Here is a 12,360-nt window from a genome sequence, read left to right on the forward strand (position 1 = left end):
TCAGTTCTCCTTCGAGACCGCGGGCAGGCGATCGGCCAGGAGCTCGGCGAGGGCGGCCGGCGTGGGGTGTGTCCACAGGGCCGTGGTGGGGAGCTCGACGTGCGTCTCGTAGGAGATGCGGTTGCGGAGCTGGATCGCCAGAAGCGAGTCCAGCCCCAGCGCCGCGAACGGGGTCCGGACGTCCACGGCCTCCTGGGAGCAGCGCAGGACGGCGGTCGCGTGGTGCACGATCCGTTCGTGGAGGATCTGGGCGCGGCGGGCGGGATCGGTGCAGGCGTTCCAGCTCGTGAGAAACTCGCCGGCTTCCTCGATGACGCCGCGAGCGCGGGGTAGCGCCGAATAGTAGGTGAGCTGAGCCGCGTCCGGATGCCGGTCGATGCGCAGTTCGAGATCGGCGGGCGAATGGACGATCCGGGCGCGGGAGGAGCGGGTGAGGATCTTGTCCAACGCGTCCATGCCCTCGGACGGGGTGATCATGGTGTAGCCGAGGGATTCGAGTTCGACTCCGCGGCCGTGTTCGGCCCACGGCCCCCACACGATGCTGGTGGCGGGAAGCTTCTGGGCACGCCGCCAGGAAGTGAACTCGTCCAGCCAGGAGTTGGCGGCGGCGTAGCAGGTCTGTCCGGGCTGGCCGATGACGGCGGCGACGGAGGTGAAGGAGATCCACCAGTTCAGGGGAGCGGTCTTCGTCGCCTGGTGAAGGTTCCACGCGGCCAGAGCCTTGGAGTCCCACACCCGCTGGATCTGGGCGGCGTCGACGTTGTCAAGGGTGGCGTCCTCGACGACGGCGGCGGCGTGGACGATGCCGCGCAGCGGGTGGCCTGTGGACTCGGCGGCCGTCACCAGGCTCTCGGCGGTTCGTGGGTCGGCGAGGTCGCCGAGGGCGACGACGACACCGACCCCGCGTGCGGTGAGTTCGTTGATGACGCCTCTGGCGCGTTCGTTCGGTTCGGACCGGCCGCCGAGGACGACGGCAGCGGCCCCGCGATCGGCGAGCCAGGTGGCCACGTGCAGGCCGAGACCTCCCAGTCCGCCGGTGACGAGGTAGGAGCCGTGGGGCTCGACGGGCCGCACGTCCTTCGGCTCGACCGACAGAACGGTGCCTCCTTCGGTGGGCCAGGTCAGCCCGAGCTTGCCGATGTGCTGGGCGGAGGCCATGGTGCGGAACACCTCGGACGCTTCGGAGACGGGGGCCAGGGTCATGGGCAGGGAAGGAAGCCGCCCGGAGGTGTACTCCTGGGTGATCTCCTGGGTGAGAGCGCCGATGAGGGCCGGGGCCTTCTGCATGAGCAATGCGATGTCGACGCTGCTGAAAGTGATGTTCCGCCGGAACGGCAGCAGTCCCAGGCGGGTGTTCTCGTAGATGTCGCGCTTGCCGATCTCTATGAACCTTCCCTGGCGGGCGAGCAGTTCGAGACCGGCGGCCTGCGCGGGGCCCGCGAGGGCGTTGAGGACGACGTCCAGGCCACGACCTCCGGTGATCTGCTGGACCTGCTCGGCGTAGTCGAGGCTGCGGGAGTCCATGACATGCCGGATGCCGAGAGAGCGCAGGTACTCGCGCTTGGTCTCTGTGCCGGCGGTGGCCAGGATCTGGGCGCCGAGGCGGCGGGCGACGTTGACCGCGGCGAGTCCGACGCCGCCGGTCGCGGAGTGGATCAGCACCCGGTCGCCTTCGCCGAGGCGGCCGAGATGGCGCAGCCCGTACCAGGCGGTGAGGTAGGCGATCGGCAGGCCGGCCGCATGGCCGAGGTCCTCTTCCCCGGCGAGGGGGATCGCCCAGTCGGCGCGGACGGTGGCTTGCGAGCACATCAGGGCGTCCTCATCGTCCGCCCAGCACACCGGCACCGCCACTAAGTCTCCTACGGAGGGGTGCCGAACGTCAGGGCCGACGGCGGTGACGGTGCCGGCGCCATCAAAGACCGCCGGCTGGGTGATGTCGGTGCCGGCGTGGAGCCGGTCCAAGGTGCCTATCGCCTTGAGGGCATTGACGAAGTTCAGGCTCGTGGAGTGCAAGCGAACTTGAATCTCTCCAGGGCCGGGCAGCCGAGGGGACAGCGCGGTCAGGGTCATGTCATCGAAGGTCTTGGCCTGCCCGCGCAGTAGCGTCGCACCTTGTGAGGACCATTGAACGCCGCGCTGGATCCTGTCCTCGGGGCCGAGCGGGGCGTGCTTGAGGCGGGCGATGTAGCGGACGTGGGCACGGTAGGCGATGTCGTCGTCGGGCGCGGGGCACGTGAGGAGCTCCCGTGCGAGTTCTTGCGGGGTCGTCGCCCGGTCGATGTCGAGGTGGGCGGGACGCAGCGCGGACTGTTCCAGGGCCAGGACACGCAGTGCTCCGCGCAGGCCGGATCCGGCGAGATCAGGGATGTCGCCGGACAGAATCTGCTGGGCGTCGCGGGTGACGACCCATAGGCGCGGCACCGGCCGGTCGCCCTGGCCGGTACTGCCCGAGGGGGAGGCGCCCCCGGCGGTGGAGACCTGGGCGGTGATGCTCTGGGCGAGGCGAGTCAGGTGCAGCAGGTTGGTGCGTGCACAGACCGCGGCGCCATGGGCGTCGTCAAGGGACGGCAGATAGACCACGCCGCGTGGGGATTCGTGCAGGTCCGGGCTGGTGCCCGAGGTCACGGCGTGCAGGACCGCTTCGGCTCCGTGCGCTTCGAGGGCGACCTTCAGATCCCGTGCGTCGGCGGTGCGGTCGGCTTCGTGGCACAGGTTCCAGCGTCCTGTGGTGGTCACTTCGCCGGGAGCGTGAGTCGCTTCCCAGGCCACATCGAGGGTGCGGTGGTTGAAGAGTTCCTCGGCGGCCTGGAGAGGTGTGCTGACGCACTCGACGGTGTCGGCTTCGGCGAGGACGGTACCGGCGGCATCGGTCAGGACGCAGCGTGCGGTGCACGAGCGGTCGCAGACGTCGAAGAGCTGCACGTGACAGTGGGCTGCCACGGTGGTATCGCCCAGGACCCTGACCGTTCCGAGGCGGCGCGGGAGCATTCCGCCCGGCGGAACGGCGTGGGAGGCCAGCCAGGTGCTCCCCACGGCCTGGAGGCAGATGTCGAGAAGGACGGGGTGGAGATTGAGGGCACGGGTGCCGGCCCGGCCGGTCGGGGGCAGCTCGATATCCGCCAGGGCGGCGGGTGTGGGCTGGTCGTGGAGCAGGCGAAGGCGCTTGATGCCGGCGAACGCCGGTCCATGGGTGATGCCGCGGTCTTCCCTCATCCGACGGTACAGCTCGGTCGGTTCGACGTCGGTCGCCGGCATGGCCAGGATCTTCGCGATGTCCACGGCTCGGGGCGGGGCGGAGGCGGTGGTGTGGTGCAGTTCGGCGCTCGCGTACGGCGTGTGGGTGCCGTCGGGGTCGAGCGCGGTCAGCTCCCAGGCGGCGACCGCGGGACCGACGGTGGTCGCGACCGCGCTGACCGCGCGTCCCTCGCCGAGGGGCAACATGCGCTTGAGGTCGAGATCGCGGACCTCGACCTGGTGGGAATCGGTGGCGAACACGTCTGTGGCGCAGGCGATGGCCATCTCGGTGTAGGCGGCGCCCGGGAGAACGGGGACGCCGTTGACACGATGCTCGTCCAGCCACGGCAGGGTGGTGCTGGTGAGGGTCTTCTGCCAGAGGTGACGGCCGGCGCTGTCGGGGTCGGTCAGATGCGCGCCGGTCAGGGGATGGCCCCCGCCGGCGGCGAGGGGCGCGGGTCCGCGCAGCGGTGAGGGGGCGATGGTCAGCCGGGTGCGTTCCCAGCTCGTCCCGGGCACGTCGGCGAGTTCGCCCGACCCGTAGGGGGCGCGCCAGTCGACTTGGTGACCGGCGCAGTGAAGGGACGCCACTTGGGTGAGGAAGTCGACGCGTTCGTCCGTGTCGCTGTGCAGTGAGGCGAAGACGTCGGCGGGGCCCTCGCCGAGGGCGTCAACGGTGGCATGCACGGCGTGGGCGAGGACTGGATGCGGGCTGATCTCCACGAAGCGGCGATGGCCGTCCTCGGCGGCGGCTTGGATCGCGGCGGCGAGGAGAACGGGCCGGCGCTGATTGGCGGCCCAGTAGTCCGCATCGAGCAGCACGTCGCGGCGGGCGTCGTCGAAGACGGTCGTGTAGAAGCGGGTGGTCGGTGGCTGAGGGGCCAGGCCGGAAAGGGTGGCGCGCAGGTCGTCCAGGATGGGGTCCATGTGAGCGGTGTGGGAGGCGATGTCGACGTTGATGAGCGTCGCCGCGATGCCGTCCTTCTGGCATGAGCGGACCATCCGTTCGACGGCGGCCGCCGGCCCTCCGACCACGGTCGCTCGTGGTGAGGTGACGACGGCGACGCTCACGCCGGAGGCATCGCTCTGCTCGATCCTCTTTTCGACGTCGGCGCGGGACAGCGCGATGGAGGCCATGCGGCCCATCCCGGCCGCGCGCATGTTCAGTCGGGAGCGACGGCAGATGACCTGAATGCCCTCCTCCAGGGTCAGGGCGCCGGAGCTCACCGCCGCGGCCGCCTCCCCCATGGAGTGGCCGATCACCGCGTCCGGCCGTACGCCGTAGTCGGCCCACATGGCGCACAGCGCGACCTGGACGGCGAAGATGGTGGGCTGCACCCGGTCCATGCCGTGGACCAGATCGGTGCCGGCCAGAGTCTGACGGAGGGAGAACCCGGACTCGGCGGCGATGATCGGCTCAAGCTGGTCGATGACGCGGGTGAACCTCTGGTCGCGGTCCAGCAAATTCCGGCACATCCCGGCCCACTGGGAGCCATGTCCGGAGAACAGGAAGACGGTGTCGGTACTGGGCTTGACGGTGCCGATCGTCGTCCCGGTGCCGGCGCCGCCGGCGGATCCACCTGCGGCCTCGGTGAGCCGGTCGATGAGTTCCTGCCGGGTGGAGGCGACGACGGCGAGGCGTTCACGCAGGTGGGTACGTCGCAGAGCGAGGGTGTGAGCGACATCCGACAAGGGGGTGTCGGCTCCGTCGCCGGTAAGCCAGTGCGCGAGACGGCGGGCGGCGATGTTGACGGCCGGGCGGTTGGCGCCCGAGAGCAGGATCACGAACGGCTCAGTGGCACTGGTCGTCTCCCGCGGCTTCCTGGAACCGCATGATCCGGGAGTGCCGCGGTGGCGGCCCAGGCCGGTCGGGGGCTGTTCGATGACCACGTGGACGTTGGAACCGGTGACGCTGAAGGAGGATACGACGGCGAGGCGCGACTTCTTCGTCTCCGGCCAGGGAGTGACCTCGGTGGGGACGAAGAGCCGGGTGCCTTCGGGGCGCATCTTGGGGTTCCACTCGTGGAAGTGCAGATTCGGCGGTATTTGCCCCCGGCTGACAGCGAGCAGCGCCTTGAGGAGCCCTGCGAGCCCGGCCACCGGTTCGGTGTGCCCGATGTTCGTCTTGATCGATCCGAGGGCGCAGGCGCCGTCGCCGGCGCCGTAGACCTCGGCGACGGCGCGGAATTCCAGTGGGTCACCGACTTCGGTTCCGGTGCCGTGGGCTTCCACCAGGCCGATGTCGCCGGGGGCGACGTCTGCGGCGCGCAGAGCGCGACGGTACACATCGATCTGCGCGGTAGCGGAAGGAGCGGTCAGGCGGGACGATCGGCGGCCGTTCTGGTTGGCCGCGGAGCCACGGATCACGCCGAGGATGCGGTCATTGTCGCGTACCGCGTCCGAAAGGCGCTTGAGGACGAGGACGATGCAACCTTCACCGCGTACGTATCCGTCGGCGGCGCTGTCGAAGGCGCTGCAGCGGCCGGTGGGCGAGTAGAACGACCAGCGGGCGGGGGGCACGGACTCCTCGGGGCCGAGGATGAGAGAGGAGGCACCGGCGAAAGCGATGTCGGCCTCACCGTCCCGCAGACCCTGGCATGCGGCGTGCATGGCGGCGAGTCCAGAGGCGCAACCGGCTTCCACGGTCATCTGGGGACCTTGCAGATCGAGAAGGAACGCGATGCGACCGGCGGCCATGGAGTGGATGCTGGCGTTCATCGCGTAGGCGTCGAGTTCCTCAAGCGGACGCTGGGCACGCAGGAGGTATTCCTTGTTGTAGACGCCGAAGTAGATCCCGACCTGCTTGCCCGACAGGGACCGGGGCGGAATTCCCGCGTGTTCGGCGGCATTCCAGAACGTCTCGGCCAGAAGCCGGTGGTGGGGGTCCACCCAGGCGGCTTCATGGGCGTTGATGCCGAAGAACGCCGGGTCGTAGGCGTACACGTCCTCGTCGAGAACCGCTCCCCGCCTCATGCGGCCGGCGACATCGGCGGGAAGCCCGGAGAGTTCCTCTTGTGTCCACCGATCGTCGGGGATGTCGCGGACGGTGTCGCGCTTGTCGGCGAGGAGCCTCCAGAGAGAGGACGGGGAATCGACGCCTCCCGGAAGCCGGCATCCGGCTCCGATCACCGCCACCTGCCGTTCACTGTGCTGCTTCACCTTGATACTCCTCGAACCGGTTTACTCGGCAATGCTGGTGCTGTGCGTCCACGTGTAGATCGACGCCGGTTCGCCCTCGACAAATCTGGTGCTTCCGGTGGAAACGAAGTGCTCATTGCATCCGCAGCGGGTGACGCCGGCTCACTGGCCGTCCGGGGAAACACAGACCGCCTCGTGCAGGCGCGCCAGGGCCTTCTGCCACAGGTCGTCCAGGAGATCGAGGCCGGGTACGGCGGTGTCGGCCAGGACGGAGCAGATGATCTCTCCCTGGTGTTGCAGTAGCGCGATCATCATGGGTTGGCGGGGTGTCAGCGGTGGGATGGCGAACGTCCTGTGCACCGGGGTGCCGTTGATCAGCATCTGGCGCAGCCGCACCGTGGTCACTGGCATCGCCACATAACGGGGGTCGCCAAAGCGCAGGTACATCGCCCGGGTGAGGGCGAGGGGGGTGCGGGGCGCCAGCACCCGGTACAGAGCGCGGTGGCGCAGCAGCCGCTGGGGGCGGGTCTGGGCGACGACATACTGGAGCATCTGGCGAGGGGAAGTCAGGTGGCAGGGCAGGTCCACGCTCAGCACCACCAACTGGTTGCCCAGGCAGCCACCGCCGCCTTCAGCGCGCAGGTCCACCGGCATGGCCACGCGCAGACCCTTGCGGCCGCGGCGATCCGGCGGCCCGACCCAGTCGGCCGGTGTCCACTCACGAAGCGTCGCCGCCAAGATCGCCAGGCACACCTGGTTGCGACTGACGCCGGCGGTACGGGCGATGGAACGCAGCGCCGCCTGGTCCATGTCGAACGACAGCAACCGGCGTCGGCCGGTCAAGGAGTGCCCGGCCGGCGTCCAGTGGGCGGTGGGCCGCACTGGTAAGGCCAGGTCGGAGGGCGCAGGCCACTGCCATGGCCGCACTGCGGCCCGGGTCTCCGTACGGTCGGGCGGCGGCAGAACCCGGGACCCGAACAAGGCTTCCAAGGTCGCGGCGATGGCCATGCCGTCCTGAAAGGCATGATGCGCGCAGTAGCACACCGCGTACTGACCGGTCGCCTCGCTCTCGCCGCGCCCGCCGCCGTTCTCGTCGTCGGACGTGCTTCCAGCGTCGGCGAGGGTGAAGCTGTGCAGCAGTACCAAGCGCCACAGAGGGCGATCGGGTGGCAACGGCTCGTCGATCACCGCCAGCGCCTCGGCCAGCAGATCGGCGTCCGAACTCAGCCGACGCTGGGAAACGTGATCCTCTGGGCGAAAGCCGGCATCGGGCTCCCACCGCCGTTGGTCGGCGCTGAGGCGATAGCCGAGCACCGGCGCTCGGTGCACCCGCGCGGCGACCGAGCGTCGCAGCTCACCCAGGCTCGGCGGGGTGCCCTTGACCAGCATCACGCCGCCGATGTGCAGGTAAGACCGCTGCGCAGCCCGCTCCGCCAGCTCCAGGACGACCCGGTCCACCGCCCCGGTGGGGATCACCGGGTTGATGCGGCCTGGCAGTGTGCGGTCCGGTGATGGAGGGTTGACCATGGCATACCTCCGGTACTGGTCGCTGGGATGCGTGCCGAGTGCCGTGCGGAAGCGCAGACACCTGCTTTGGACCACCTGCCGCTAGGCCGCCGGAAGGTGATCGGCGGGCGAGGACGGGCGGATTGCCGAGGAGAAGAGCGGTCGGGCGGATGCGGAGGTCACGTCGAGGTCTTATCGGTCGAGGACTCCTGGGCCGCCGAGGAGCCTTCCGCCGGACCGGGCTGCGAGCCGGGCCGCCCAGTGAGCCGGCCGAGCTCGACGGCCAGCGCCTCGGTTTCTTCCTGAAGCTTTCTCAACCGGGCGATGGTCTCTTCCGGCTCGCCCGGCTGGACCCGGTCCTCGTGATACCGGTCCCGTCCGTACCCGCCCCGGTCATGCTCCTGGCGCTGCCGTGCGCCAGGACGGCGCGACCAGCCGTACCGCCCTTCCACGGCCCGGTCGACGACATCCCAGAGGTCATCGGAGATATCACGTGCGGTGTCGATCACTTCATCGAGATACTGCCGTGTGTCATCCATGACGTTCTGAAGGTATGCGGTAACGCTGCTCTGTCCGGCAGAGCGATCCGAGTTACGGGCATAGTCATCGCGATGGGATCTCATGACCGTCTCCAAAATGCGCGGCGGAAGCTCAATGCATCGCTTTTCGCGGGGCGGGTCTCGACGCGCTGTTGCTGCGTCCACCGAACCCCCTTTGGGGTAGTTCGTGTAGCCGTGACGGTATTTCACGGCTCGCCGCCTTGTAAACCCCCGGTAGTGCGGATCAAGCACCGCCGCAAGCTTGTGCCGCCGAAACGATCACGCATCGATCCAGGTGGCAAAGGAGAGACCGATCCAGTTCTTACTGCCGGGTAAGATGGCTGTTACTGAGATTTTGGTCAACAGAAAACTTTCCGGTAATGATAAGGATGCTCGTCATTGTTGCGGTCCATCACGGATCATCGCGGGCGTGACCAGCAACTACGGCATCCAAAAGATCGTCGCCGTAAATACCGGCTGCATGCCGATAAGGATTGCGGACACTGAGCCACGCTCATCGCCCCCTCGAAGATCGTGCATGGAAAGGAGAAGGCGGTGTTGCCAAGGGTTCCGATCGTGTGCAATAGTCCGATTGCAGACGACGGATGCTCATCGTCGAAGATGAGATGCCCGGCACATTTTCGAGAGATTGACACAGGTCGACAGGTCAGGAGGTCGAAAATGCTGCCTTCGTCGACGGCCACGGGCAGGTCAGTGGCGCTGTCCAGCTTTGAGCGTCCCCGGATCCCGAAGGGGGCGCTGCCGCTACCAAATGGTGCATTCCATGTTCCTGAAGCCGGGCCGGAGCGCTCATGAACACTAAGGGCCGTCTTGGCCTTCTGGTGGGTGTGCTGAAGCAGCTGGCTCGCGAGGAAATCAGACATCGACGTGATGCCCGCGGCGAACCCGGTGCTGAGACCGAGCCGCGCGAGCAGTGGCGACCAGCGGCGATCAGGCAGGCGTTCGAGGATCTGGGGCCGTTCTACACGAAGGTCGGGCAGCTGCTGTCAACCCGGCCTGATCTGGTGCCCGAACCAGTCCGCCTGGAACTGGGGAAACTGCACGATCAGGTCTCCCCGACACCGTTCGAGGTGTTCGAGCCGGTCCTGGCCGCCGAACTGGGGTCAGGCTGGCGGCACCGTTTTCACGATGTCGACACCAGCCGTCCGCTGGGCGCCGCGTCACTGGCCCAGGTCTACCGTGTCACATTGCGTGATCGCACCCCGGCAGTGATCAAGGTGCAGCGACCAGGTATCCAGGACCTGGTCGTCACCGACATGAAAATCCTGCGGCGGGCGGTACGGATCGCGAGCCGCCTGGCACCCAAGTACGCCGAGGTCCTGGATTTCGACACCATGCTGAGGATGCTGTTCGAGGCCATGAAGCCCGAACTGGACTTCACCCTGGAGGCCGCCAACATGGACCGCGCCCGCCCCCTGGCGCGCCGGTTCCCCACTCTGGAGGTTCCCGAGGTCATCCACGCCACCCCCCGGTTGCTGGTGCAGTCCCTGGCACCCGGCCAGTCCATCCGGGACGTCAAACACGGCGACTTCACCGCGGAGGATCGGCTGGCCATCGGCAGGGATCTGCTGGCGTGGGCGATGCGGGGCTACTTCGTCGACCGGACCTTTCACGGCGACCCTCACCCCGGCAACATCTTCGTTCATCCAGGCGGGCCCGCCACCATCATCGACTGGGGCATGGTCGGCCACTTCGACCGCCACCTGAGCCTTGCGCTGCTGCAGACCATCATGGGCGTGGTCTGCAACGACGCCCCCGCCGCCGCCCGCGGCTGGCAAGAGATGGGCCGCTGCACCGACTGGGCCAATCCCCGCGCCTTCGCCGGCGACCTGGCCGACCTCATTCCCCGCGTCCGCAACGCCTCCCTGGCCGAACTCAACTTCGGGGTCACGCTCACCAGCGTGCTGTCGCAGGCCACCAAACACGGCATCGCCACCAGCCCGATGTTGCCCGTGCTGGCCAAGTCCTTCGCGAATATCGAAGGCTCGGTCCGCTATCTGGCCCCTGAGCTGACCATGTTGGATGTCTTCAGCGATCAGATGGGCACCATCATGGCCGAACTGATCAAAGAGTCATTCTCTTTCGCCAATCTGTCTCAGTCCATTGTGGACACCATGCTCTGCACGCCGGTCATGGACGAGGCCAGGACCATCGTGCGTGACCTGGCCAGCCACAACCTGGGCGTGCACGTGAACACGACCCCGTTGGGCGGTACCGGCTCGCAACGCGCCACCCAGATCATGTCCGTGGCCGCCGTCGCCGCGCTATGGGCCAACGCCCGCCAGCTAAAGCGCGCTGCCGAACGCTGACCACTACCAGCGGGCGACGATGCGCAGGATGGGGCTCGGGGGAAAGGCGCGGGATATGCCAGACCCGCCGGAGCCCGTCATCCGGTATCGGAGGCGACGATGAATAGCCGTAATCCGCGCAGTCGTGCACCGAACCTGCGCTTGCGCCGTGTGCTGACCGAGGCCCGATGGACGGGGCAGCAACTGGCCAACGCCATCAACGAGGTCGGCTCGGAGAACGGCGTGGCGACCCATTTCGATCGCACTTCGGTTGCGCACTGGCTCGCGGGCACCCGGCCACGGCCGCCGACCCCCGATCTGCTCGTCGAAGCGTTGGCGCGCCGTCTGGGCCGCCCGCTGACTCGGGCCGACTGTGGTTTGGCCGACCCGGCCGAGCCCTCCGCGGACCGCGGCCATCCATCGGGAGGCGCAGTCGCTCATAGCTTCGCCGACCTGCTGACAGAACTGAGGGTGTTGACCACCGCGCAAACGGCCTCCGGACCCACCCCGCCGGGACGTCCCGTCGGCGGCCAGGGGGCCGGCATCGACGGCGTGGCGGTCGGAGGCGTGGGCCCCTACCGCCTGGACGCGCTGGCGGTGCCAGAGTTCGAGCAGGCCGTGGCCTCGGTACTCCAGCCCGTTCCGCACGGACCAGGCCGGATCACCGTGGGGTCGGCTGATGTGTACGGCGCACGCGAGATGGCGCGGGTGTTCGCCGCCGCTGACGATGTGTTCGGCGGAGGCGTGGTCCGACGGACACTCGCCTGCTACCTGTCGTCCTGTCTTGCGCCGCGGTTGCATGGCGTGGCGTCTCCAGGTCTACGAAGCTCCTTGCTGACCGCTGCAACCCAGTTGGCGTACTTATGCGGGTTCATGTGTTTCGACGATCAGGAGCACGGGCTGGCCGAGCGTTACTACCTGGCCGCGTTGCGGCTGGCGGCCTACAACGCCGACCCGACCGCCTACGCGATCACACTGCGTGGAATGTCGGTGCAGGCGCGCTCATTAGGCCACCACACCCAGGCGCTGCAGCTCGCCGAATCCGCCGTCGCCACCACCACGAAACACTCTCCAGTTCGCCGGGCCTTCCTCTACGGGCAACTGGCAGTCGCCCATGCCGCGCACGGTGACCGCACTCGGGCTTTGACCCACTTGACCGCCGCCGAACGTCACCTGGACAGAGCCACTTCTCAGCACATCGGCTCACCGCCTGGGGCCGACGCCATTATCGGCGGCTACCATCCTGCCGCACTGTTCCATCAACAAGCCGCGGTACGTGCCCTGCTGGGAGACAGTGGCGCGATCGACGCGCTGCGCGACTCCATACGTCATCGCCCGCCGCACGAACGCCGATCCCGAACGGTCCTGCTTGCCCGCCTTGCCGAACTTCAACTCGCCCACGGCCATCTGGAGCAGGCCGTCGCGACGTGGCACCAGTTCCTGGACGGCCTTCCCGGTCTGGCCTGCGGGCGCGTGTCCACCGCCATGGCCACGATGCGGTCCCGGCTGCGCCCGCACGCCAACGCCATTGCCGCTCGCCCCCTGCTGAGGCGCGCCGCCGCCATGACCTCTCCCTGACTAGCCTGGACGCCCGGCTTCCGGGCGCTATGACCGTCCACGTTCTGGGCCTGGGA

General features: G+C 68.3%; 5 protein-coding genes and 1 pseudogene. 2 read left to right on the forward strand and 4 right to left on the reverse strand.

The genetic code is table 11. The features are described 5' to 3' along the window. From BTM25_RS22390 to BTM25_RS22400, 4 genes and pseudogenes are all read right to left on the reverse strand, one after another. Positions 1 to 6,393, reverse strand: coding sequence for a type I polyketide synthase (locus tag BTM25_RS22390; protein WP_103564960.1), 6,393 nt, complete (start codon positions 6,391 to 6,393; stop codon positions 1 to 3). A gap of 21 nt (positions 6,394 to 6,414) precedes the next feature. Then, a pseudogene (locus BTM25_RS30985) lies at positions 6,415 to 6,516 on the reverse strand (DUF5988 family protein); the annotation flags it as partial. 18 nt (positions 6,517 to 6,534) lie between these two features. Continuing rightward, the gene (locus BTM25_RS22395; protein ID WP_146059114.1) at positions 6,535 to 7,899 is read right to left on the reverse strand and encodes a WS/DGAT domain-containing protein; all 1,365 of its coding nucleotides are present in this window, start codon (positions 7,897 to 7,899) and stop codon (positions 6,535 to 6,537) included. Between the two features lie 158 nt (positions 7,900 to 8,057). Continuing rightward, entirely contained in the window at positions 8,058 to 8,417 is a 360-nt protein-coding gene (locus BTM25_RS22400) for a hypothetical protein (protein ID WP_103564962.1), read from the reverse strand. 812 nt (positions 8,418 to 9,229) lie between these two features. On the opposite strand from BTM25_RS22400, the gene BTM25_RS22405 reads away from it, so the two are divergent. Next, a complete protein-coding gene (locus BTM25_RS22405) occupies positions 9,230 to 10,747 on the forward strand; it encodes an ABC1 kinase family protein (protein WP_205648222.1) in 1,518 nt (505 codons plus the stop codon). A 150-nt stretch (positions 10,748 to 10,897) separates the two neighbouring features. Further along, on the forward strand, positions 10,898 to 12,304 hold the full coding sequence (locus BTM25_RS22410) for a hypothetical protein (protein WP_205648223.1): 1,407 nt from the start codon (positions 10,898 to 10,900) through the stop codon (positions 12,302 to 12,304). The last annotated feature ends 56 nt before the right edge of the window (positions 12,305 to 12,360 follow it).

Source organism: Actinomadura rubteroloni (assembly GCF_002911665.1).
GTDB lineage: Bacteria > Actinomycetota > Actinomycetes > Streptosporangiales > Streptosporangiaceae > Spirillospora > Spirillospora rubteroloni.

Bases quoted from the DNA above. Each gene is read 5' to 3' on its own strand.
- BTM25_RS22405 (WP_205648222.1), top strand. From the start codon at position 9,230: ATGAACACTAAGGGCCGTCTTGGCCTTCTGGTGGGTGTGCTGAAGCAG.
- BTM25_RS22400 (WP_103564962.1), bottom strand. From the start codon at position 8,417: ATGGATGACACACGGCAGTATCTCGATGAAGTGATCGACACCGCACGT.
- BTM25_RS22395 (WP_146059114.1), bottom strand. From the start codon at position 7,899: ATGGTCAACCCTCCATCACCGGACCGCACACTGCCAGGCCGCATCAAC.